The following is a 23004-nucleotide window of genomic DNA, read 5'->3' on the forward strand; positions in this document are numbered from 1 at the left end:
AAGCTTCTCAACTGAGACACTGTCAGCCTATTGCAATTCTAATCCTGAAGACATGAATCATCTCTTTCGCGAGATCCTTGTAATTCCGGTTATCTGGGGGTTAGGATAATGTCAGCGCCGTTCGCCAAGAACGACGATGTTGAATTCTGAAATTTCCATGGACACCAGTCCATTCCCAGACAGTAGAATCCTCCCCTAACCTGGTGAGCTTCAATCTCTCAGCGCGGGGGAGATTGAGGAGAAAATCATGCTAACCCAGGAAGGACGCGCTTCTCTGTCGGAAATTTCCGACTGGAATCGGCTGAAGATTGAGCTAAATCAAATGCCTGCTGTCGATGTGGGCGACTTTATTGTAGATTTGCCGCCAGAACGGCGGGCGATCGCATTCCGATTACTGAAGAAAGATCAGGCGACGGATGTTTTTGAATACTTACCTCCCGACGTGCGGGAAGAGTTAATTGGTTCCTTGCACGATGCTCACATCAGCCATATTGTCGAGGCGATGCGACCAGACGATCGGGCCGAGTTGTTTGATGAACTGCCGGCTGGGGTAGTGCGACGATTAATTCAAGATCTAAGTCCTGCAGAACGGCAGGCTACGGCAACTATTCTGGGCTACGCCGAAGGCACCACGGGTCGCTTGATGACCACGGAGTATGTGCGGCTACGGCAGGGGCTGACGGTGGCGGAAGCGCTCAGCAAAATTCGCTTAAATGACCAAGATAAGGAAACCGTCTACTACGCCTATGTCACGGACAATAACCGCAAACTGGTGCAGGTCGTTTCCCTACGCCAACTGCTGTTTTCCCTGCCCGATGCTCTGATTGGGGATATTGCCAGCGATCGGGTGATCAAAGTCTATACAGAAACACCCCAGGAAGAAGCAGCCCAATTAATGAAGCGCTATGACCTGTTGGCCTTGCCTGTGGTCGATCGAGAAGAACGCCTGGTCGGCATCATCACCATTGATGACATGGTGGATGTCTTGGAGGAAGAAGCCACCGAAGACATTCAGAAAATGGCGGGGGTCACCAATGGTGATGAATCATCTCTCTCTCATCCCCTGCAAAAGATCCGCAATCGCCTACCCTGGTTGGTCGGGATCATGGCTCTGTATATCGGAGCTTCCAGTGCAATCGCCCCCTTTCAAAACACGATCGCGATGGTGCCCGTGCTGGCCGTGATTATGCCTCTGTTTTCAAATACGGGAGGAACAGTGGGCATCCAGGCGTTGACCGTCACTGTGCGATCGCTGGGGGTTGGGGAAGTATCTCCCCAGGACACGTTCAAGATCCTGGCTAAGGAACTGTTAGCAGGATTAGGCATTGCCCTGGCTCTGGGACTAACGATGGTCATCCTGGCCCTGATCTGGACAAAGCCGGAGGAACGTTGGGTGGCCGTGGTGGCTGGTCTGGTTATGGCTACAAACAGTCTGGTTGCCGTTACTCTGGGTGCTCTATTACCGATGGCGATGAAGCGGCTCAAACTGGATCCTGCCCTGGTGAGTGGTCCCCTGGTGACAACCGCCCTGGACACGATTGGATTTATTCTCTTTTTATCTTTAATTACCCTCAGCCTGAATATCTTGAAATTGCCTGTTTCCTGATTGCATTTACCAAACCTTAACCCTCAGCCCGTAGGGTGCAAACAGGGTTCTTAGGGACACTCCAGAAGACAACGGTAAAGCAAATCGTTATGCTGCAAAAAACCTTTCCTTCCCCAGAAGCACTAAAGCGGTTTCCCTTTGGCCTGGCAGACATTGCTGTGATTCTCAGCACTTTAGTACTGCTGGCCTTAATTGCCCGCGTTGGGGTTGGCGCTCTCGTTAGCTTCCAACCTCCCCATGACCTACCCAGTATTAGCCTAGATCCCGGAAATCTGCCCTACTACGCAGGGCGATCGACCCTGCGGATGTTCATCGCCCTATTTTTCTCCACCCTGTTTACGCTGATTTATGGTTATATTGCCGCCAATAGTCGCCGCGCTGAACAGGTACTGATTCCCCTGCTGGATATTCTGCAGTCTGTCCCTGTATTGGGGTTCCTATCGATTACCGTTACAGGCTTTATCGCATTGTTTCCAGGGAGTTTACTGGGCCTGGAAGCCGCCTCCATTTTCGCCATCTTTACCAGTCAAGTCTGGAACATGACCTTTTCCTTCTACCAATCCCTGCGCACGGTGCCGCGGGAACTGGATGAAGCCGTGACGCTGTATGGCCTGTCGCGATGGGAACGGTTTACCAAGCTGGAAGTGCCCTCAGCCATGATTGGGCTGGTCTGGAATGCCATGATGAGCTTTGGTGGCGGCTGGTTCTTTGTGGCTGCTAGTGAAACGATCAGTGTGTTGAACAGGAAGTACACGTTGCCAGGAATTGGTTCTTATGTAGCAGCAGCCGTGGAAGCAGAGAATTTGCCTGCTCTGGGATGGGCACTGCTGACAATGGCCATTGTGATCATCGTTGTAGACCAACTCTTCTGGCGACCGCTGATTGCCTGGACGGATAAATTCCGGTTGGAGCAAAGCGCCTCAGCCCTGGTCCCCGAATCCTGGGTCTATGATTTGCTGACAACCGCTCGGATACCCAGATTGCTGGGAAGTGCGCTTACCCCGCTTGGAGAAGCTACCAACCGGCTGCTGGCCTGGTTATCTCCTCAACAACGCACATTTGCAATCGAGCCAACACCTATCACTGGCCGCGATCGCCTGTACAATCTCTTTCTCCTGTTGGTCATTGGTGCCCTGGTAGTCACCGGGATAAATTTCATTCTGACCACTGTGGGTTTAGCAGAAGTGGGGAAGACCTTTATTCTGGGATTGCTGACGCTAGGTCGGGTGGTGATCCTACTGATCTTTGCCACGATTGTATGGACTCCCATTGGTGTGGCGATCGGCTTTAATCCCAAACTGGCTCGTCTGTTGCAACCCGTGGTTCAGTTTCTGGCTGCTTTTCCCGCTAATTTTATTTTTCCGTTTGCCACCCTGTTCTTCATTCGGTTCAGCATCCCGATCAATTGGGGCAGCATTTTACTCATGGCATTAGGTGCTCAGTGGTACACTCTGTTCAACTCGATTGCCGGAGCCATGAGTATTCCCACAGATTTACGAGAAATGGCCAGGGATGTAGGATTGCAGGGATGGCAACTATGGCGCAAGTTGATCATTCCAGGGATCTTCTCCGCCTGGGTAACGGGTGGAATTACAGCCAGCGGTGGAGCCTGGAATGCCAGCATTGTGTCAGAAATTGTCACCTGGGGAACCACCACTCTGACGGCCAGTGGTTTAGGCGCATACATCACAGAAGCAACCGAAGCAGGAGACTGGCCCCGCATCACCCTGGGGATTGGCATGATGAGCTTGTTTGTCGTCGGGCTGAATCGAGTATTCTGGCGACGACTCTATCACCTGGCCGAAACAAAGTACCATCTCTAGGGAGTAGATAAGCATGGCTATCACAACTACGATTGCACAGGAACTGATTACCGTTGAGCAGGTGAACAAAAGCTTTCCACTACCAGAAGGGAAAGGAGAGTTTAACGTCCTCACCGATATTAATTTAACCGTTAAAGCCGGAGAAGTACTGGCCTTGCTGGGACGCAGTGGCAGCGGCAAAAGTACTCTGCTGCGAATCATGGCCGGATTACTGCCTCCCAGTAGTGGGCAAGTGATCACGAATGGCAAACGCCTGAAAGGGGCTAACAAAGATGTGGCGATGGTGTTCCAAAGCTTTGCCCTGTTGCCCTGGCTGACAGTACAGGAAAATGTGGAATTGGGTCTGGAAGCCCAGGGTATGAACCGGGAAGAACGCCGCCGTCGGGCACTGAAAGCGATCGACCTGGTGGGACTGGACGGCTTTGAAAGTGCTTACCCCAAGGAATTATCCGGCGGTATGAAGCAGCGGGTAGGATTTGCCAGAGCGTTTGTGCTGGAACCTAAGGTGTTATTTATGGATGAACCCTTCAGTGCCCTGGACGTGCTAACTTCGGAGAATCTGCGGGGCGAAATTGATGACCTCTGGAATGCTGGCACGTTTCCGTCTCAAAGTATTCTGATTGTTACTCACAATATTGAGGAAGCGGTGTTTCTAGCCGATCGCGTGATTATTTTGGGGTCAAATCCTGGTCGTATTCGGGGAGAGGTGATGATTGATTTACCACGATCGCACAACCGCACCAGCGATCGTTTCAAAGCTTTGGTGGATTATATCTACACCATCATGACCAATCCCGACGCAGAAGTGACTGGAGTCATTTCCGTACCTCTAGCTGTCGTGGAACCGCTAGTCCCTGCTCCTGTCCCAGTATCTCCCTATGCTCAGGCCCTTCCCCATGCGCGAGTGGGAGGCATCAGTGGTCTGCTGGAGTTAATCGTAGATCAGACCAAAGGGCAGACCGATGTGTACAAGCTGGCCGAACGCTTGCAAATGGAAGTGGATGATTTGTTGCCGATCGTCGATGCCGCAACTCTCTTGGGCTTTGCAGAAGTTGTGAATGGCGACTTTAAACTGACGGATGTAGGACGCGACTTTGCCACCACCACCATCCTTCGCAGTAAGGACTTATTCCGGCAACAGATCCTGAAGCATGTGCCGATGCTGGTCAGTATGGTACAAACTCTTCATGAAAAACAAAACGGTTCCATGCGAGCTGATTTCTTTATCGATCTGTTGGACGAGTATTTCCCACACATAGAAGCCGAACACCAGTTTGCCACGGCTGTAGATTGGGGTCGGTATGCCGAGTTATTTGAATATGATGCGGGAGAGGAGCGATTGTATCTGCCTGAACCTGTTGCCCAGGAGGCCAGCGAATCTGTTATTTGATGGACTTGTTGGGGCGGGTTTTGCCGTTAAATGAACATCAAAACAGAAAGATTATCTGCTAAACCCGCCCTTACAGATGCCTGCAAGCAGCACCATTCAATTTGGTGTTGGTTCGCAATCAGACGACATGAAAAAGGCGAGATATCGCTATCCCGCCATGTCTACTGAGGCTATGATTCAGAGGCCGATGCCAGGGTATTGCTAACCCACACCATGAGTATTGTTAGCCCACATCATCATGGGCAAAGCGATTATACAGGAAGTCGAGGGCGTAGTTCCGCAGATCGTAGTACTCTGGATCTTCCATAATCCGAGCCCGATCGCGGGGACGGGGAAAGGGAATATTCATCACTTCTCCGATCTTGGCGTGGGGGCCATTCGTCATCATCACCAGGCGATCGGCCAGGAACAGGGCTTCATCAATATCGTGAGTAATCATCAATACGGTACAGCGCTTATCATTCCAGATTTTCAGTAACTCTTCCTGCAACTCTTCCTTGGTGATCGCATCCAGCGCCCCAAAGGGTTCATCCAAAATCAGCAAATTTGGGCGAATGGAGAGGGCACGAGCGATCGACACCCGTTGCTTCATCCCCCCGGAAATCTGAGTGATTTTCTTTTCCGCGGCTTCGCTTAACCCCACCATTGCCAGGTGTTCCCGCACAATTTCCCGTTTTTCATTTTCGGGTTTGTTGGGAAATACCGCATCAACGGCCAGGTAAACGTTTTCAGTCACAGTCATCCAGGGCAATAGCGCATAATTCTGAAATACCACCATGCGATCGGGGCCAGGTTTGGTAATTGGTTTACCTTGCAGGCGAACTTCACCCGTTGAAGGAGTGTTGAAACCGGAAACCATGTTGAGCAAGGTAGTTTTGCCGCAACCGGAGTGACCAATCAAACAAATAAACTCACCTTCATTAATGTTTAGATTAATGCCATCCAGTACGGTAAAAGGGCCTTTCGGGGTTTGATAGACCTTTGTGACGTTATCAATTACCAGGAACCCATTCGGGTCTACGCTGGTGGGGCCGGGTTCGCTCATTGGGCGAGACAACCGGACATCAGGTTGAACTGCTTGCGTCATGCCAATCGTTCCGTTGGTTAAAGTTGCTGCTGGGGTATCGTTGCGTCCCGTATTTAGGGGGAGATAGGAATCTGCCATGCCTTTGCACCTCAAGCCACTTGGGGAGTTGGGCGAGAATCAACGATGACTTCTGCCACGCTGAAATCGCGTTTAATCTCCAAAGCATTCAGATAAGTCACTGGATCGGTATCCGCTTTGAATACAGTGCCGTCAAACAGTTGAATCGGGCCACGACTAAAGGTGGAGATATCCAGGAAACCTAATTCCCGTGCCGCAATACTAAACACATTCACCCGGCACACCCGCTCAATGATTTCCATCCAGTTACGGGGCAAGGGAGTATCTCCCCAACGAGCCAGTTGCGTCATCGTCCACAGGGTTTCAGTCCGGCTGGGACGGTTAACGCCTTCGCCAAAGAACTGATGATGGGCATAACCGCTGAGCGGATGCTCTGGATCCCGGCGGTAATCCACCGGATCGGTGAGATGAATGTAGCTGGGATTGGTGCTGACATAATCGGGGCCAGCCACAATCTGACGAATTTCCTCCGTGTTGTTGGGGTCAGCGCAGTAATGGCAGGCTTCCATCAATGCCTTCACCAATGCAATGTGAGTATTGGGATAGGCATTGGCCCAGTCTTCCCGCACACCCAGCACTTTTCCGGGATGGCCAACCCAAATATCCAGGTCGGTAGCAACCGTGAATCCAATGTCCTCGATCGCTGCCCGCACGTTCCAGGGTTCTCCCACACAGAAGCCGTTGATCGTGCCCGCTTTCAGGTCGGCTACCATTTGCGCCGGGGGAATCGTTTTCAGTTGCACATCGCGATCGGGATCAATTCCCCCTGCCGCCAGCCAATACCGCAGCAGAATATTGTGCATGGAAGAGGGATGAACCATACCCAGCGTATGCCGTTGGTTGGGAGTTTCTCGCAAATACCGCTTGAAATCTGCTGCGGTGCGAATTCCCTGGTCATAAAACTTGCGGGCCAGGGTAATGGCGTTGCCGTTGCGAGTCATGGTGAGACTGGAGACAACGGGCAAAGGTTTGTCCTGATGGCCTCCAGTTGTTAACCAGACGGGCATCCCAGAGGGCATTTGGGCTGCATCCAGATACCCAGCCACCATCCCATCAACAATGCCGCGCCAACTGGTTTCCCGCACCAGAGTCACTTCATCCAGACCATGCTTCTGGAAGAAACCTTTCTCCTTCGCTATAGCCAGAGGCGCACAGGCGGTCAGGGGCACAAACCCGATATCCAGATTCACCTTCTCCAGACCATGCCGAGCGACAACGGCAACTTTGCGAGCTTTAATTTTCTTGACCTGCTTTTGCTGGTTCAGGAAGTAGATGATTTCACTTCGCAAGCTGTAGTAGCTAGGGTGTTTGACCACATCCATGCGTTTCCGGGGGCGGGGAATATCGACTTCCAAAATGCCACCGATGTTGGAACCAGGGCCGTTGGTCAGCATGACGATGCGATCGCTGAGTAATACCGCTTCATCCACATCGTGAGTTACCATTACAGCCGTGACCTGATTCTCTTCGCAGATTTGCATTAACTGCTCTTGCAAATTTCCGCGAGTCAGGGCATCCAAGGCCCCGAAGGGTTCATCCAGCAGTAACAGCTTAGGACGAATCGCCAGGGCACGAGCGATCGCGACCCGCTGCTTCTGTCCGCCAGATAGCATCCCCGGTGGTTTATCGGCGTGGGGTTGCAACCCAACCATTTCAATGTGATGTTGCACAATCTGACCACGCTCTGCTTTGGGCAATCCATCCATGACTTCATCAACCGCCAGGGCAATGTTTTCCCGCACACTCATCCAGGGCAGCAATGAGTAGTTCTGGAACACCACCATCTTGTCTGGGCCGGGACGCTTGATGTTTTGTCCATCCAGCAACACAACTCCATCCGTTGGCAAATCCAGACCGGCAATCATATTTAACAACGTGGATTTACCGCATCCTGAGTGGCCAATCAGGGAAATGAATTCTCCCTTCCTGATGTCTAAATTGATTCCCTTCAGGGCAACATACTCATTGCCATCTGTCAGGGGGAATACCTTATCGACCTGATCAATCGATACAAACGATGTCATAGTCCTTCATCCTTCTGTCTGTGCTGTACAGTTTTTGCCTATCGGGTTTCAGGGGGCAGGATCTTGTGCTGCAGATAAGCCATCAGGCGATCGAGCAACAGACCCACCGCACCGATGTAGACCACCGCCAGAATCACTTCACTCACGTAGTTGTTTTGATAAGCACTCCAGATGAAGAAGCCAATCCCCACCACACCAGACATGACGATTTCTGCGGCGATAATGGCTAACCAGGCGAGACCGATCGCAATCCGTAATCCGGTAAAGATATAAGGCAGCGCGGAAGGAATCAAAATCTTGAAGAAGTATTTCCGAGGAGAAATTTGCAGCACGCGGGCCACATTCTTATAGTCCTGGGGAATTTGTTGCACACCCACGGTCGTGTTAATCAGGATCGGCCACACTGCGGTAATGAAAATCACAAAGATGGCAGCGGTTTGCACGTTGGGCAACGCAATCAGGGTGATAGGTACCCACGCCAAAGGCGCAATCATCCGCAGAAACTGGAAGAGCGGATCCAACGCCTTATTCACTAATGGTTGGGTGCCGACTAAGATGCCCATGCCAATTCCCACGATCGCCGCTGCTGTGTAGCCCAGTGCGACTCGTTGCAAACTGGCCCAGGTTTGCCAGAACAGCCCCTTATCCAATCCACCCCGATCCATGAAAGGGTAGAGTAATAGTACGCGGGTATTTTCATCCGTGAATAGGGAACTAGGAGGAGGCAGTTTCGTTAAGCCCACCATTGAGGCAAACTGCCAGATCGCCAGAAATCCTAGAATGCCGATAATGGGGAGGATAATATCCTGGCCTCTCTTTTTCCAGAACGATCGCAGCGACTCCGAAAAATTCATCCCGTTGCTCCGGGTTCCTGCATTTGCAACCATTGAGATATCCTTTTAAAGTCAAGAAGTGCAAGAATTGTGATGTTCGGTATCGGGTTGCGTTCGCCCTCTGTCCCTAAGTCAGGGCCGTTCGCACTGTGCCGATGGGGGATGGGGACGCTGCAACGGCCTCATCCCATTTCAATTAGGGAAAAGATTAAGCCCTCTTAATCTTTAAGCTGGCGAGGTAAGCCTCTGGCTTCTCTGGATCAAACTTCACGCCATCAAAGAATTTTTCAACGCCCCGTGAGGTGGATTTGGGAATATCTGCAGCAGCAATTCCGGCTTCCTTGGCGGCTTCTCGCCACAGATCCTCGCGGTTTACCTTGTCCACTAACTTCTTCGCCGTGTCAATATCCTTAATCGCTCCATTGTGGAAGTCCCAACGGATGGTTTCGGTGAGGAACCACAGATCATGGCTCTTGTAGGGATAGGACACACTACCAATGCCATCTTTCCAATACAAAGGCCCCGCTTTGAAGTCATTAACGGCTGGCTTACCATCGCCCATAGTGTACTTTCCTTCATAGGGCGGGGTTAACACATTAACGGGAACATTGAAGTAGTTACGACCCGAAACAATGCTAACCAGCTCTTTCCGGTTTTCGGGTTGATCGCACCACTGCTGAGCTTCCATCACAGCCTTAAGAATTGCCTTCGTTGCTTTGGGGTTCTTGTCTACCCAGTCAGCCCGAATCGCCAGGTACTCCTCTGGATGGGATTGCCAGATTTGTTCCGTGAGAGCCGCCATAAACCCAATGTCATCAGCCACAATCCGGTAGGGCCAGGGGTCACCCGTACTGAACGCATCCATGGTGCCTGTTTTCATCCCTTGAACTGTTTCAGAGGGAGGAACCGCCAGAAGATCAATATCTTTATCTGGATCAACACCACTCGCTGCAAACCAATAGCGAATCCAGAAGTCCTGGTTCACATTAGGAAATGTATGGGCGGCCTTAAATTTCCGACCCTCTGTTTTTTCAAAGGTTTTGATGTACCCCGGATCGCTAATTTTTAGGCCCAATCCTTTACCAGCATTCTTACCAGATATAGCAATTCCATTACCGTTGGTAACTAACTGTGCCACAACATACATGGGCGTTTTACGACCATTGGTAATCAGCCCTTCAGTAATCAGGTGCGGCATTGGCATTTGCCATTGCCCTCCATCAATACCACCTGCAGCAGATCCATTCACAACATTGTCCCGTGCAGAGGCCCAGTTGGATTGCTTGGAAATTTCAACATCAGGCATACCGTATTTGGCAAAAAAACCCTTTTCTTTCGCAATGATCAGCGGGGCCGATTCTACGATTGGAATAAATCCTAATTTGATAGTAGTGACTTCGGGTGCATCGCCAGATCCTACGTTAACTGCAGGAGCTGCAGAGGGGCTTTGACTGGTCGTTGCTGTATCACTGGGAGGATTGCCCACACACCCTTTCAAGAAGATTGCACCAGCAGCGGATGCCCCAGCCGTGGCAATAAATCTGCGTCGAGTTAGCCTAGAAAATTCAGACATAAAATCTCCTGTACCCGTACAAGTGAATAAGGGAATTGCAAGACAAACATTAGGATTGAGTAGTTTCAATCCTTAAATCTAAGCCTTGTCCAAATCCATAAACGTAGTTTCTCTTGTAAGAAAACAACATTTGCTAGCTGACCTTGGTTTAAGCAATAAAAGCTGACTAATTTCTACCAAATAAAGGGTGACAAATAAGTCAATTTCTTAGGACTGGGGAAAACATTTAAGAGAATTCCTGCAACCGGATTGGTTGAGAACCGGAATTTCATTTTTGCTTAATAAGTAAGTTTACAGGGTTGTTCGAAAAAACAATTGGTTTATCCAGTTTTTTTGTTAGATGAATCTTCAATACAATCTATAAGTGAATATTAAGGTGTTTGGATGACTTCGAGGTTAGCCATCAAATTAACCCTATAATTTCGCAGTTGCCATTGATAAAGATTGCAGATAGCCATCAATCCAAACCAATTGCTTGAACTGAATTCAGCTTGCAAATTGATTAGTGTCTATATTAATCATTCAATTTTTATGGGATTGCGATCGCTCAACTTCATCCGCAAGAAGTCTAGAGATACATCAATCGTGTTCATAGACTTTGGCAATTTTCTCCTGATTCTTTGGATAAGATAGCGATGAAACCTGTAAAGACTTCAGGGGGCAGCATGGCTGAAGCAGCAAGATTAATCAGAACAATGAAGGGCCTGGTGTTAGGGGCGATCGCAGTCTTGACGATGCCACTTTGTTCACTTTCAGCCCTGGCTGCATCTCCTCCATCTGCTGAAAGCAAGACTTTTGCCGCCTGGTGTTCTGCTCAGACTTCCCTGGAGCCAGCCACAAAACACACTGTCAATGTACTCCTACGCATTTCTGGGACAGGCGATTGCCAGCAGGCAGAAAAAACTTTGGCTGAACAAACCGCCTTAATTCTGGCAGGGAGCCAGATTTCCGACCTGCGACCTTTGGCAGGCTTCAACAATTTGCAAGTGCTGGTGCTCAGCAACAATCAAATTTCTGATCTGAGTCCCTTAGCAAACCTGACCAATCTCACCTGGCTGGCTCTAGACACCAATATGATTTCTGATTTGCAGCCGCTGGCTCCCCTCGTCAATCTGCAAACGCTGATCCTGGACACCAACCGCATTTCTGATCTAAGTCCGCTGGCATCGTTGACAGGTTTAGTCAGTTTGCTGCTCTATAACAATCAGATTTTTGACCTCAGCCCCCTGACCGCCCTCAAAAACTTGCAAGCTCTTTCTCTGTATAACAACCAGATCGCTGATATCAGGCCCCTGGCGGGTTTAACGGAGTTAACGGTGCTCTCTCTCTATGACAATCAGATTAAGGATGTAACTCCACTGGCTGCATTAACACAGTTGAAAACCTTACTCTTGTTTGAAAATCAAATTTCTGACATTCAACCCCTGAGTTCTCTAACTCGGTTAGAATCACTAGCTCTGTTTGAAAACCAAATTTCTGATCTCTCACCGTTGCAAACTCTGACAAATCTCAACGAACTCACTATTGGGAATAACCCGATCGCTGATGTTCAGCCCCTCAGTTCTCTCATCAACTTAAAGAAACTGGCCTTGTTTAATACCAAGGTCACGGATGTCAGTCCCCTGGGAGCGATCGCAACGCTAACCCACCTGGATCTGTACAATACCCCAGTTACGGATACAAAGCCTCTGCAGTCCCTGAAGCAATTGGTCGAACTTGACCTACGCAAAACAGCCATTAAAGACTGCACCTGTCCGGTTTCAGGGGTGCAGACTTGCCGCCTGTAATCCGATTTTGGATTTTGGATGTTAGATTTTGGATTAGCTTTTGACGATCGCTCCAAAATCAGCTAACAGTCGAGCATGGTTTCGCAAAACCCCCAGCAAGTTCAAGCGATTTTGCTTAATGTCGGGATTCGGATCCATCACCCGTACACTGTCTGGCCCATCAAAGAAGTTGGCGACAGTGGGGGCAATCTCAGCCAGAGCATCGACGAGCTTTTGATAATCTTGCTCTCCCTGCATCTGCTTGTGTAACTGTCCTAATGCCTTAAAAAACGCCTTTTCTGAGGGTTTTTCAAAGTATTTAGGTTGGATAACCTGAGCCGGATCCAGTTGAGTAGTTGCTAAAGTTCCCTGAGCTGCCAATCGTGAGGCTCGATTCACGGTTTCATAAATGGTAGCGAGTGTACCGTTGTTGCGAATGGATTGAAGGAACAGGGCACGATCGCGCACATCCAGCAGATCGACCAGCGCTCGTTGAGCGTACTCCGGATCGTTGTCTCCCAGCACTGCGTTTACCAGGTCATAATCGATTTCTCGGTCTTCTTGCAATAAGGTACGAATGCGTTGCAGGAAGAAGTCTTGCAACTGTTGCCGTAAGTCTTCAACCGACAGTTTCATGACGGAGGCAAACGATCGCTCGAAGTTAGCAATTACCTGATCTAGTAATTGAGCCAGATTGAGAGGCAGATCTGCAGCCCAGGCAATATTGACGATCGCATTGGCAGCCCGACGCAGAGCAAAGGGATCAGAGGAACCACTGGGAATCATCCCCAGACCAAAAATACTGACCAGGGTATCTAGGCGATCGGCCATCCCCACCACCTGTCCGGTGAGAGAAGCAGGTAGGCGATCGTTGGCTCCCCTCGGCTGGTAATGCTCAAAAATGGCATTGGCAACCGCCTCCGGTTCGCCACCCGCCAGCGCGTATTTCTGGCCCATAACGCCTTGCAACTCTGGAAACTCACCCACCATTTGGGTTACCAGATCGGCTTTGCATAAGAAGGCAGCGCGTTGAATGTGAGCGCGATCGCTGCCTCTAATGTTCAATTGATCGGCAATCAAATCGGCGACCAGGCCAATCCGGTCTACCTTGGCTCTCACGGAACTCAAATCCGCCTGGAAGGTAACGGCCTCTAATCTCGGTAAATAGCTTTCTAACGGAGCAGCGCGATCGGCATCAAAAAAGAACTTACCATCGGATAAGCGTGCCCGGATGACGCGCTCATTTCCTTCGGCAATGATCTGGACCTTCGCCGGATCACCGTTGGAGATCGTAATAAAGTAGGGCAGTAACTCATCGGAATTCGCCTGTTTCAGCACCGGAAAATAGCGCTGATGGCTTTCCATTTCTGTGATGATCACTTCCGACGGCAATTCCAAAAATTCTGGGTCAAACTTGCCAATCACCGGAGAAGGCGATTCCACCAGATTTGTAACTTCTTGCAATAAAGCTGGATTGATCACTGCCACACCGCCTACTTCAGCGGCACTGGCTTCAATTTGTTGCTGAATCAGACTTTGTCGCTTGGCTCTATCTACCTGCACAAAGGCCGCATTCAGCACACTGACATACTCCTCCGCATGGGGAATAATCACTGGTTCCGGGTGCAGTACACGATGGCCCTGAGAAATACGATCGCTCTTACAGCCTTGAGAGCCGTTCACCAGTTCAATCGGCAAAACTTCGCTATCCAGCAGGGCAACCAGCCAGCGAATCGGACGGGGAAACCGCAAGTCACCATCAGCCCAGCGCATGAACCGTTTCCCTTCCAGGCCCGTAATCCATTCAGGAGCCAGGGTTTGAAGAATATCGGCAGTCGGTTGGCCAACGATCATCTTACGAATAAAAACAAAATCGCCTTTCTCCGTGGGGCGAATTTCCAGATCGGATACGGCCACTCCCTGCTTTTGAGCAAACCCTGCTGCGGCTTTCGTCGGTTTCCCATCTTTAAACGCAGCCTGGGCGGGTGGCCCCTTCACCTCTTCTTCCTGGTCGGGCTGACGCTCTGGCAACCCCCAGATCAGGGCAGCAAGCCGCCGGGGAGTGCCAAAAAATTCCACATCTTCTGGGGGCAGGAAATGGTCGGCAAGACTTTTGGGAATGCGCGATCGCCACTGCTCTAGCGCTTCATCCACAAAATCTGCTGGAAGTTCTTCGGTGCCAACTTCTAATAAAAATGTCGCCATTACTTACCCTTAAGGCCAGATTCGACTCAACTTACCTAGTGTACCTGCTCAGGATAAAGTGGCGAGTTTCTCTCATAGGAAAACAACCGTTCTCTAGCTGAACTTGGTTTACCACTAAGCTTGGCAGAAGTCGGAAATCCAAGCCGCGATCGCTGATCTCAAATTGAATAGTGCAGGGGAAAGGCTCTGGCATCTTTAGGTTTGACAAAGACTCGTTGATTGGGCTGCAAGCTCAGTTCATCAAACCGTTCCCGACTGAGATGAGCCGTGACAACCTGACCATCATCCAGGGTTAACTCGGCCTGAATTTCCCACCCTAAGTGGATAATCCGACTTACCCGTGCTGGAACCGTTGCTTCTGTCGATTTGGTTTCAATCAAAATATCCTGAGGCCGCAGGAAAACTTCGGGGTGGGGGGAATCGAACCCGTTGGCCTGGAAAATATTGGAGCTACTGGGCAACACGTTTACTGGCCCAATGAAGCTCATGACAAAGGCGCTGGCGGGATGATCGTAAATCTGGGCAGGCGTACCAATTTGTTCGATCTTGCCTTTGTTCATAATCACAATTTCATCGGCCACTTCCATCGCTTCTTCCTGATCGTGAGTTACAAATACAGTGGTGACATGTACCTCATCATGGAGACGGCGCAACCAAGCTCTCAACCCTTTACGAACCTGAGCATCCAATGCGCCAAAAGGTTCGTCCAACAATAAGACTTTTGGCTCTACGGCCAGTGCTCTGGCTAGGGCTACTCGTTGTCGTTGTCCGCCAGATAGCTGAGACGGGTAGCGATCGCCCAACCCCTGCAACTGCACTAACTCCAGTAATTCGTCTACCCGGGCCTTAATCTTTTTGGCAGGAGTTTTCCGTAGCTCCAGGGCAAAGGCAATATTTTTCCGTACCGTGAGATGCTTGAACAAAGCGTAGTGCTGGAACACAAAGCCAATATTCCGATCCTGCACACTCTGGTAAGTGGCATCTTCACCTGTCAACCAGATGCGCCCAGAATCTGGCGCTTCCAGACCAGAGATTAAGCGTAACAGGGTAGACTTGCCGGAACCTGAAGGCCCTAACAAAGCCACCAGTGACCCACTTTCAATTTTCAAATTAATATGGCTAACGGCCTGAAAACTACCAAACTGCTTCGATACATCCTCAACAACAATACCCACAGCGCCTAACCTCAATACAAGCAGAAGGTAACAGGAAGCAATAAATCCTACTTTTCTGATAGGTTTTTTGTAGTTTATACCATAATGACGAGTCGAATCCTTTAAAGTCAGGCTCTTCTGAAAACCTTTACAAGACTGAGAGTTCCCCCTGCCGAATCAAGAGCAATTCCCAAAAGGTGAGGTACCATTTTCTGACTCAACCGCTTTAACTCAATAAAATTGAACCAAGCAGCCCTACGTAAAGAGTTCATGCGCTACAATAGAAAGACTGTGAAAAATTGAACCTTTCAGGCTATGGCTGTTCCTAAGAAGAAAACCTCTAAATCGAAGCGAGATATGCGCCGGGCAACCTGGAAGCGGAAGGCGCAGGCTCAAGCTCAGAAAGCCCTGTCGATCGGCAAATCCATTCTGACCGGACGGGCGGAAGGCTTTATCTATCCTCAAGATGCAGAGGATGAAGACGAGGAATAATTTCTGTAAGCAGAGGGACTCGCTGAATTGGCGTTCTGGCTCACAAACAAGACCTGGCAGCGATGTCCCAAATTTCTTTATAGTCAGGTGAATGGCATTCCCCTATGATCAAGACCCTGCTGATTTAGATAATTTAGATGGGGATTCCAACAGCCTTCTAAAAGAGGGTTGCTTATCTAATTTTTTATTATGGAAATCGGTTTCACCTGAACAGCTTCAGCAGGTATCTCCAGCCGCATTGGCTTATTTAGGAGATGCCGTGTTTGAGCTTTATATCCGTTCATTTTATTTAACCCCACCGAAACGCATTCAAACTTACCATCATCAGGTTGTGGCTCAAGTCAGGGCAGAATCACAGGCCCAGCATCTGCGATCGCTGCTTCCCTACCTGACCCCTGCTGAGTTAGCTGTGACTAAGCGGGGACGGAATGCCGCTAACGGGAAGCCTAAACGTATTGATCTGGAGACCTATCAGCAAGCCACTAGCTTAGAAACATTGATCGGATATCTCTATCTTTCCGACCCCCAACGATTAGCTTATTTGTTGAGCCTGATAGAGAGCGAGCTTAACCCTTCACCTTGAATTCCACACCCTTCATTTCCATCTCGGTAATTCTTATGAAAGATCAAAAGCGGCCCTCCGATCCCCAGCGTCGATCGCGGTCTGAACGCCGTTCCGATGCATCCCGGCCACACACTTCTGCCTGGTCCGAAAAAAAACGTCCGGCATCAGGACGGTCAGGCAACAAATCTACTCGTCCCACGAGCCGCAGTAAACGGGACGACTTTGGCTACGAGGGGGAAGAACGGCCCTATCGCAGCAAAGACAGCAAACACCATCCGAGAAGAGATAAGAGACGAGATGATCGGCCTTACCGGGACAACGATCGTCGTCCACCAAGCTTTGATGCCAGCGATCGCGAGCGATCTGCAGCCCCTGAATCTACTGCCATCACTGCGCCAACTGTTGAAGAAACAGAACTGATTTACGGTCGTCATGCTGTGCTGGCAGCTCTGGAAAATCAGCAAAGCCTGAATCGGGTCTGGATTACTGCCCGATTGCGCTACGATGCCCGCTTCCATACCTTGCTGCAACAAGCGAAAGCCAACGGCACAGTCATTGATGAGGTTGATCCCCGTCGCTTAGATCAAATTACGGAAGGGGCAACTCATCAAGGGGTGGCAGCACAAATCGCACCCTATGAATATGTCGAGCTAACGGAGTTAATTCAGCAGGCCAAGGCCAAGGCTGAACAACCAGTGATTGTGGTAGCAGATAGCATTACCGATCCCCATAATCTGGGAGCGATTATCCGTACTGCAGAGGCGGTTGGTGCTCAGGGATTGATCATTCCGCAACGGCGGGCGGCTGGGATCACGGCTACAGTGGTCAAAGTGGCCGCAGGTGCATTAGCCACATTCCCGGTGGCCAGAGTGGTGAACTTAAATCGTGCCCTGGAAGCACTGAAGGCAGAAGGATTCTGGCTTTATGGGCTGGCGGCAGAGGCCGGACAGCCGATTCAGAGCGTGGAATTTACGGGCGCGATCGCCTTGGTAATTGGAGCCGAAGGAGAAGGATTGAGCCTGATGGTAGAGCGAGCCTGCGATGGTTTAGTGTCGATTCATCTTGCTGGTCGCACTCCCAGCCTGAATGCATCGGTAGCAGCAGGGATGGCACTTTATGAAGTGTATCGGCAACGGCAGTTTAAACCCCTCCAATTAGATAGATTTCAGTCAACCTGGTTGAAAAAAGGTGAGGTTGCAGAGTATAACAAATCATAAAGTAAGAAATTGCTGAAGTGGATTAAAGACACATCGCCCTCACCAAGCTGCAAATAAATTTTTTGAGAAAGTAATGCAGGAACTTTTCACTCGTTTGATAAACCTTGTTGGGCTTGCCTGGTGGGTTGAAGTTAAAACAGAGTCACCCCGCTGTATTTATTACTTTGGCCCTTTTCTCACGGCTGATGAGGCAGAAGCTGCGAAACCCGGTTATGTGGAAGATTTGCAGCAGGAAGACGCTCAAGGAATTGAAGCGGTGACGAAACGCTGCAAACCAGCACAGTTGACAATTTATGATGACGACCTGGGGGAGCTTCCGAGTAAAGTCACTCCCTCCTTCAGCAGTCCTCTGACTTAGCTGAAACAGGTAGAGGCTTTACGAATTTCTGAAAGCTAAATTTAGCCAGGTTGAATGGCATTCGCCAATATCCATTCTCCTGACCAATTGAGCATTCCAGTGATGGCTATGGTTTGGCCATTCTGCAAGTTTTCCAGAGCTTGATTGATCTCCGATCGCAGAGTCACAATCGCCAACTGCTGTCCTTGCACAGGATTGGGATGGTAGACAGTTAAACAATAGTCCTGGATATTCCGCCGGGTAAAGGTTCCTATAAACACCTGCTGGCAGGATGCAGGTTGTCCTGGAGATAACGCTCTGGCCGTGTCTATGCTTGCTTTTAGCGAAACAGGTTGGCAGGGACAGTAACCGCTGGCAGGATAATTTTCTGGATGATCTAAGTAATAGGTTTGCCAGTAAAGCCAGTCAGGATGGTCGGGTTCCAGGTTGAATAGGGGAATTACAGCAGCGGGAGCAATGGGATCCTGTAACAGGGCTTCCTGGAGCGATCGCACATTTAACTCTCGCGGTTGACATCCTTGTTCCACACAAAGGGCGGCGGCCATACCTGCAGCCTGACCGATTCCCAGCACAACGGGTTGCAGGCGAGTCGCGCCATTAGCGATATGGGACACAGAAATATTTTTTTCACACGCTAACAGGCCGTCGATCGCGGATGGGATCAGTGCTCGATAAGGAATGGTAAACGGCGTTCCTGTCCAGCGTCCTCCCCAGCGAATCGATTTGGGTTGCAAGGGGATATCGCCACTGGGATAGTGATGATCGTTGGCATAGTTGCCGATTGCGATCGCATCACAGAGGTTATTCACCTGCAAACAACCTGTGGCTGAAACGGAAATTGGTAAAGGGGCAACCTGGCCTTTGGCGATCGGCAACAGATCTTGTTCTCGAATAGTGACCAGTCCTTGCAATCGGCGGCTTTCCCGGTAATAGGGATGTAGAGCGTAGGCACCACCGCCGAGGGAATTTTGGATTTTAGATTTTGGATTTTGGATTTCAGGAAGAGTGGGGAAGATATCGGTAGCAAGGCCGTAGCGCTGCCCCAGGTGGGTTTGAATGTAGCGGGCAAAGCTTTGGGTGTGCCAGCGGGCTGCTTGCAGGAATTGCGATCGCTCCTCTGGACTGCCGATTAAACGCTGAACGCCTTCGCCATAATCATTGCCGCGAATCGGCCAATTGATCATGAAGCGGTTTTCCGGCAAGCGTCCGTAGTTGAGAAATTTTTCGCCTCCGTAGTTATCCCAGGCTCCGGTAAAGCGATCGCTCTGTTCGTTAGGTGGGGCTGGGATCAGGCGAGCAGCGTTAGCTTCCCCAAAATCCTGCAGGATCACGACCCAGGTGGGAGCCTGAACAGGATAGGTCTGGGTCAGAAAGTTGGGGGCAATCGGGGCGCTGGGTTCACCAAATTCGGCTTGCAATTCCCAGCCCCAGCGATGTGGAATGTCTCCCAGGGCTAACAGATCGCCCAGTTCGGTGCCATCCAGGACAATCTGGGCGTGTACGGTGAAATTCGGAAAGCGGACACCAATGACGCGATCGCCCTGCTTCAGAACTTCTAAAGGCACCTGTCCACTGAGCCATTGCAAATTGGGTAACTCATCCACCCAGTCCTGAAAAATCTGGGCACCAATGCGGGGATCGTAGGTGAAGAAACTGACCCAACCATGATCTAAACCTTCCGGTTGGCGCTGACGTAGTTGCTGCAAATAAGCGCCCCAGATTCCTGTTTGCCATGCTTCCAACTCATTGCCATCTGGAGCGACGACTCCAGCACTGGTGAGCATTCCTCCTAACCAGGGAAACTCGCTAACCAGAAGAGTTTTGGCTCCTCGACGCGCCGCCTGCAGGGCCGCCGCCGTGCCTCCGGTTCCGCCTCCCACAACCAGCACTTCTACAGTCAGATTTTCCATACTCGCCTGCCTTCAGTCGTCCAGCCTTAGATAATACGGTACGGTGGACATGAACAGAGAGGGAGGAATTATGTCATCACGATCGCTGCAAGAATTGAATGCCAGAATTGCTGCATCTACTGAACTCCAGGAACGGCTCAACACGATTCAGTCTCCTGGTGAATTGATGGCCTTGGCACATGAACAGGGGCTAGAACTGACTCCAGAAGACTTCCGAGAAATTGCTCAAACCGCCTTTCAACACTGGATCATGTTGCTGGATGGAACAACTCGCGCTTTTTTTGAACAAGCTCAATCTCTGCCAGACCTGAACCAAAAACTGAAACAGTGCCAGTCTCCCGAAACCGCGATCGCCTTAGCCAGGGAATACGGGTTTGAGTTGACGATCGCCGATTTGCAACAAGCGGCGATCTCTGCCCAGACAATTCCAGGATTTAGCTTTGAAAAACTCTGGTTCAAAAATTTGGGACTATGATTACACACCCCTTATTGCAAGGGGAAACAAAAAATCTGTCTATCCTGAGCTAAACCTTTGAGAACTCTGGCTGCATAGATAGAAACTGCTCAAGTTGAGTACTGAGGCTAGGTTCACCGATTTCGGCAAATTCATAGCGAGCACGCAGAATGGGTTTATTTACCCGAATCAGTGCTCCCAGATTAATGGGAGTGGCGGCAACCACAAGGTCAGCATCCGCCTGATTAATGGTTTGCTGTAAGCCTGCCAGTTGAGCAGCAGAATAGCCCATTGTCGGAAGGATAGCTCCAATGTGGGGATACTGGGTATAGACAGTGGTAATTTCAGGAACCGCATAGGCACGAGGATCGATAACTTCAGCAGGTTGAGCCTGAGTCGCGGCCACATAACCTGCTCCATAGGGCATGCCGCCGTGGGTCGTGGTCGGGCCATCTTCCACCACCAGCACCCGTTTTCCTCGTACCCGATCGCTTCCCTCTAACTGAATCGGAGAAGCCGCCCGAACGATCGTCGCTCTGGGATTGATACTGCGGACAGTTTCAGCCACCTGCTGGACTACTGCCGTTGCTGCAGCATCCACTTTGGCAATCATAACCACATCCGCCATTCGCAACACGGTTTCGCCCGGATGATGAGTGGTTTCATGACCAGGACGCAGAGGATCCACCAGAACAATATGCAAATCGGGCACCAGGAAGGGAAAATCATTGTTGCCCCCATCCCAGAGAATGATGTCTGCTTCTGAGGCAGCTTGTGCGACGATCTGGCTATAGTCCACCCCGGCATACACCACATTGCCGATCGCCAGATGGGGTTCGTATTCCTCCCGTTCTTCGATCGTGCAGTGAGCGGCATCCAGGTCGGCAAGGGAGGCAAACCGTTGTACCGCCTGTTGGGCCAGATCCCCGTAGGGCATGGGATGACGCAGAACAGCCACTCTCAATCCTCGTTGCCGCAACTGTTGGGAAAGCCAGCGGGCGGTTTGAGATTTGCCGCACCCTGTGCGTACCGCAGATACCGCGATCACGGGAATAGGAGCTTTCAGCATGGTGCGAGTTGGCCCCAGCAGGATGAAGTCGGCCCCCTGAGCCAGAGCACGGGAGGCAACGTGCATTACCTGAGCATGGGGAACATCACTGTAGGCAAACACCACCTGGTCGATCGCAAACTTCTGACACAAATCTTCCAATTGAGCTTCTGGCAGGATGGGAATGCCATCTGGGTAGAGCGAGCCGGCCAGGGAAGTCGGATAGCAGCGATCGCTGATGCCTGTAATCTGAGTAGCCGTAAACGCCACCACTTCATACTCAGGATGATCCCGGTAAACCTGATTAAAGTTATGAAAATCCCGACCTGCTGCACCCAGAATAAGCACTCGAATGGGCGATCGCTTCTCTGATTGGAAATTTTTCTGAAAATTTTGTTGTACCTGACTCGTCATCATACTAACTCCAATTTAAATAAACTAAATTCAACTTAGACAAACTCCAATTCAAAATCTAAAATCTAAAATCCAATTACTCTGCTATTTTTAATACAGCAATTAGATCTAAACCTCTCAATTGATGATTAATAAACAGACCCGATAGCAGAGCTGCAATCATAATCATACTACAGGCAAATAGGTAACTGGCTTTGGTAACAATCAACGGAAAGCGGTAAAGTTCGGTGTTATAGGCGAGGGTGAGCAGAGCCGCCAGACCATAGCCTAAAGCACACCCAATGGAAATAGCAGCGACTGTTAAGACTGCCTGTTCTCCCAACAAAACCACTGCAATTTGCCGCTGAGAAAAGCCAATGATTCGCAGGGTTGCTAATTCTCGACTGCGCTCTGAAAGGGAAATCCGGGCAGCGTTGTAAATTACGCCAAAGGCAATGATGCAGGCAAAGATGACCTCCGTCACGTTCATGATCTTTTGACTGCGGGCGATCGTCTCTTGCATGTGTTGCATCATGGCCTGCCGGAGAGAGACGCTGGCTACCACAGGAGTGCGTTTCAGCAGGGAATACAGGTTGTCTAACTGCCGTTCATCTACCGCCAGAAAAGCACCGGATATAGGTTCTCCTTCCTGCATCAGTCGATTCAGGGCGTGAATATCCATATAAGCAGAAATACTCAGCAATTCATCAATCGTTCCCGCTACAAGTACGGTGCGAATTGGACGATCGCCTTCCAGAACTTCCACCATTAAGCGATTGCCCACTTTCACATGCAACAGTTCCGCCAATTTCGTCGTCAACAGCATCCCATCCGGGGGGAGAGGAACAGGATGGAGATTGAGATCGACCAACTGCCGCAATTCTCCCTGCGATTCTAATCGCAAAATGGCAATTTGACGCGATCGATGTTCGTACCGTAAGCGGGCAGGCAGAGAGCGAAAAGGTTCAGCATACAGCACTCCCGGTAAACTAGAAACGTCATATCGGGCACGAGCAGAACGGGGTTGA

Annotated in this window: 18 protein-coding genes; 9 read left to right on the forward strand and 9 right to left on the reverse strand. The window is 50.3% G+C overall.

Annotated features, from left to right (window positions below; translation table 11 throughout):
• Nucleotides 1-247 precede the first annotated feature (247 nt).
• The 3 genes from mgtE (at nucleotide 248) to ACUVQO_RS00970 (ending at nucleotide 4819) form a co-directional block, all read left to right on the forward strand.
• Nucleotides 248-1606, forward strand: coding sequence for a magnesium transporter (gene mgtE / locus ACUVQO_RS00960; protein WP_445924025.1), 1359 nt, complete (start codon nucleotides 248-250; stop codon nucleotides 1604-1606).
• An 89-nt stretch (nucleotides 1607-1695) separates the two neighbouring features.
• Nucleotides 1696-3429 (forward strand): ABC transporter permease, encoded by a 1734-nt coding sequence (locus tag ACUVQO_RS00965; protein WP_445924026.1) that lies wholly within the window; start codon nucleotides 1696-1698, stop codon nucleotides 3427-3429.
• 13 nt (nucleotides 3430-3442) lie between these two features.
• Entirely contained in the window at nucleotides 3443-4819 is a 1377-nt protein-coding gene (locus tag ACUVQO_RS00970; RefSeq protein WP_445924027.1) for an ABC transporter ATP-binding protein, read from the forward strand.
• Nucleotides 4820-5042: 223 nt separating this feature from the next.
• On the opposite strand, the gene ACUVQO_RS00975 is transcribed toward ACUVQO_RS00970, so the two are convergent.
• The 4 genes from ACUVQO_RS00975 to ACUVQO_RS00990 form a co-directional block, all read right to left on the reverse strand.
• Entirely contained in the window at nucleotides 5043-5984 is a 942-nt protein-coding gene (locus ACUVQO_RS00975; protein WP_445924028.1) for a nitrate ABC transporter ATP-binding protein, read from the reverse strand.
• Between the two features lie 11 nt (nucleotides 5985-5995).
• On the reverse strand, nucleotides 5996-8008 hold the full coding sequence (locus ACUVQO_RS00980) for a nitrate ABC transporter ATP-binding protein (RefSeq protein ID WP_445924029.1): 2013 nt from the start codon (nucleotides 8006-8008) through the stop codon (nucleotides 5996-5998).
• A 38-nt stretch (nucleotides 8009-8046) separates the two neighbouring features.
• Nucleotides 8047-8862: a nitrate ABC transporter permease gene (gene ntrB / locus ACUVQO_RS00985; RefSeq protein WP_445924030.1), complete on the reverse strand. Its 816-nt coding sequence runs from the start codon at nucleotides 8860-8862 to the stop codon at nucleotides 8047-8049.
• 187 nt (nucleotides 8863-9049) lie between these two features.
• Nucleotides 9050-10414, reverse strand: a complete 1365-nt coding sequence (locus ACUVQO_RS00990) for a CmpA/NrtA family ABC transporter substrate-binding protein (protein ID WP_445924031.1) — start codon at nucleotides 10412-10414, stop codon at nucleotides 9050-9052.
• A 695-nt stretch (nucleotides 10415-11109) separates the two neighbouring features.
• Between ACUVQO_RS00990 and ACUVQO_RS00995 the strand changes: the two genes are divergently transcribed.
• Nucleotides 11110-12201 (forward strand): leucine-rich repeat domain-containing protein, encoded by a 1092-nt coding sequence (locus ACUVQO_RS00995; protein WP_445924032.1) that lies wholly within the window; start codon nucleotides 11110-11112, stop codon nucleotides 12199-12201.
• Between the two features lie 33 nt (nucleotides 12202-12234).
• Here ACUVQO_RS00995 and glyS read toward each other — a convergent pair whose 3' ends face one another.
• The gene (gene glyS / locus ACUVQO_RS01000; protein ID WP_445924033.1) at nucleotides 12235-14385 is read right to left on the reverse strand and encodes a glycine--tRNA ligase subunit beta; all 2151 of its coding nucleotides are present in this window, start codon (nucleotides 14383-14385) and stop codon (nucleotides 12235-12237) included.
• Between the two features lie 158 nt (nucleotides 14386-14543).
• The gene (locus ACUVQO_RS01005) at nucleotides 14544-15560 is read right to left on the reverse strand and encodes a sulfate/molybdate ABC transporter ATP-binding protein (protein ID WP_445924034.1); all 1017 of its coding nucleotides are present in this window, start codon (nucleotides 15558-15560) and stop codon (nucleotides 14544-14546) included.
• A 294-nt stretch (nucleotides 15561-15854) separates the two neighbouring features.
• Here ACUVQO_RS01005 and rpmF point away from each other — a divergent pair, with 294 nt between their 5' ends.
• The 4 genes from rpmF (at nucleotide 15855) to ACUVQO_RS01025 (ending at nucleotide 18171) form a co-directional block, all read left to right on the forward strand.
• Nucleotides 15855-16031, forward strand: coding sequence for a 50S ribosomal protein L32 (gene rpmF / locus ACUVQO_RS01010; protein ID WP_445924035.1), 177 nt, complete (start codon nucleotides 15855-15857; stop codon nucleotides 16029-16031).
• A gap of 91 nt (nucleotides 16032-16122) precedes the next feature.
• The gene (locus tag ACUVQO_RS01015; RefSeq protein ID WP_445924036.1) at nucleotides 16123-16614 is read left to right on the forward strand and encodes a Mini-ribonuclease 3; all 492 of its coding nucleotides are present in this window, start codon (nucleotides 16123-16125) and stop codon (nucleotides 16612-16614) included.
• Nucleotides 16615-16649: 35 nt separating this feature from the next.
• Entirely contained in the window at nucleotides 16650-17813 is a 1164-nt protein-coding gene (gene rlmB, locus ACUVQO_RS01020) for a 23S rRNA (guanosine(2251)-2'-O)-methyltransferase RlmB (protein ID WP_445924037.1), read from the forward strand.
• A 94-nt stretch (nucleotides 17814-17907) separates the two neighbouring features.
• Nucleotides 17908-18171, forward strand: a complete 264-nt coding sequence (locus tag ACUVQO_RS01025; protein WP_445924038.1) for a DUF1816 domain-containing protein — start codon at nucleotides 17908-17910, stop codon at nucleotides 18169-18171.
• 41 nt (nucleotides 18172-18212) lie between these two features.
• Here the strand turns inward: ACUVQO_RS01025 and ACUVQO_RS01030 are convergent, their stop codons facing one another.
• On the reverse strand, nucleotides 18213-20081 hold the full coding sequence (locus ACUVQO_RS01030; RefSeq protein WP_445924039.1) for an FAD-dependent oxidoreductase: 1869 nt from the start codon (nucleotides 20079-20081) through the stop codon (nucleotides 18213-18215).
• 70 nt (nucleotides 20082-20151) lie between these two features.
• Between ACUVQO_RS01030 and ACUVQO_RS01035 the strand changes: the two genes are divergently transcribed.
• Nucleotides 20152-20556: a Nif11-like leader peptide family natural product precursor gene (locus tag ACUVQO_RS01035; protein WP_445924040.1), complete on the forward strand. Its 405-nt coding sequence runs from the start codon at nucleotides 20152-20154 to the stop codon at nucleotides 20554-20556.
• Nucleotides 20557-20605: 49 nt separating this feature from the next.
• Here ACUVQO_RS01035 and ACUVQO_RS01040 read toward each other — a convergent pair whose 3' ends face one another.
• Entirely contained in the window at nucleotides 20606-22000 is a 1395-nt protein-coding gene (locus tag ACUVQO_RS01040; protein WP_445924041.1) for a cyclic 2,3-diphosphoglycerate synthase, read from the reverse strand.
• A gap of 73 nt (nucleotides 22001-22073) precedes the next feature.
• Nucleotides 22074-23004, reverse strand: a 931-nt coding sequence (locus ACUVQO_RS01045; protein WP_445924042.1) for an ABC transporter permease, incomplete at its 5' end; no start/stop codon positions are given.

It is taken from the genome of Leptodesmis sp. (assembly GCF_052746595.1).

Excerpts from the sequence above, each read along its gene's own strand:
- rpmF (WP_445924035.1), top strand. The coding sequence starts at position 15,855 with ATGGCTGTTCCTAAGAAGAAAACCTCTAAATCGAAGCGAGATATGCGC.
- ACUVQO_RS00965 (WP_445924026.1), top strand. The coding sequence starts at position 1,696 with ATGCTGCAAAAAACCTTTCCTTCCCCAGAAGCACTAAAGCGGTTTCCC.
- ACUVQO_RS00980 (WP_445924029.1), bottom strand. The coding sequence starts at position 8,008 with ATGACATCGTTTGTATCGATTGATCAGGTCGATAAGGTATTCCCCCTG.
- ACUVQO_RS00995 (WP_445924032.1), top strand. The coding sequence starts at position 11,110 with ATGAAGGGCCTGGTGTTAGGGGCGATCGCAGTCTTGACGATGCCACTT.
- ACUVQO_RS01030 (WP_445924039.1), bottom strand. The coding sequence starts at position 20,081 with ATGGAAAATCTGACTGTAGAAGTGCTGGTTGTGGGAGGCGGAACCGGA.
- ACUVQO_RS00975 (WP_445924028.1), bottom strand. The coding sequence starts at position 5,984 with ATGGCAGATTCCTATCTCCCCCTAAATACGGGACGCAACGATACCCCA.
- glyS (WP_445924033.1), bottom strand. The coding sequence starts at position 14,385 with ATGGCGACATTTTTATTAGAAGTTGGCACCGAAGAACTTCCAGCAGAT.
- rlmB (WP_445924037.1), top strand. The coding sequence starts at position 16,650 with ATGAAAGATCAAAAGCGGCCCTCCGATCCCCAGCGTCGATCGCGGTCT.
- ACUVQO_RS01015 (WP_445924036.1), top strand. The coding sequence starts at position 16,123 with ATGGCATTCCCCTATGATCAAGACCCTGCTGATTTAGATAATTTAGAT.
- ntrB (WP_445924030.1), bottom strand. The coding sequence starts at position 8,862 with ATGAATTTTTCGGAGTCGCTGCGATCGTTCTGGAAAAAGAGAGGCCAG.
- ACUVQO_RS00990 (WP_445924031.1), bottom strand. The coding sequence starts at position 10,414 with ATGTCTGAATTTTCTAGGCTAACTCGACGCAGATTTATTGCCACGGCT.
- mgtE (WP_445924025.1), top strand. The coding sequence starts at position 248 with ATGCTAACCCAGGAAGGACGCGCTTCTCTGTCGGAAATTTCCGACTGG.
- ACUVQO_RS01040 (WP_445924041.1), bottom strand. The coding sequence starts at position 22,000 with ATGATGACGAGTCAGGTACAACAAAATTTTCAGAAAAATTTCCAATCA.
- ACUVQO_RS01035 (WP_445924040.1), top strand. The coding sequence starts at position 20,152 with ATGTCATCACGATCGCTGCAAGAATTGAATGCCAGAATTGCTGCATCT.
- ACUVQO_RS00970 (WP_445924027.1), top strand. The coding sequence starts at position 3,443 with ATGGCTATCACAACTACGATTGCACAGGAACTGATTACCGTTGAGCAG.